The sequence below is a fragment of the Halomonas sp. ND22Bw genome (assembly GCF_003011945.1).
Classification (GTDB): Bacteria; Pseudomonadota; Gammaproteobacteria; order Pseudomonadales; family Halomonadaceae; genus Halomonas; species Halomonas halophila.
Genome location: NZ_PXWD01001776.1, coordinates 1 through 236 on the forward strand (window position 1 = coordinate 1; position 236 = coordinate 236).

Sequence of the window (236 nt, forward strand, 5' to 3'; positions counted from 1 at the left end):
GCGATGCCGAGATCAAGACGGCCTATCGCCGTCTGATTAGCGAGAACCCCCCCGACAAGCTCGCCGCCAAGGGCAGGCCGGAGAGCATGCGCGAGGGGGCCAAGGAGCGCACCAGCGAGATCGGCAACGCCTACGAACGCATCCGCAAGGCGCGCGCCGCCGCCTGATCGCACGCACCTCACCAGGCACCTTCACCACAAGCCCTCGGCCTCGGTCGGGGGCTTCGTGCATCGGCC

The 236-nt window shown here is 69.1% G+C and carries 1 pseudogene; it reads left to right on the plus strand.

What is annotated here, in order from left to right:
* Positions 1 to 167: pseudogene (locus CVH10_RS27410) on the plus strand (co-chaperone DjlA); the annotation flags it as partial.
* Positions 168 to 236: the final 69 nt, after the last annotated feature.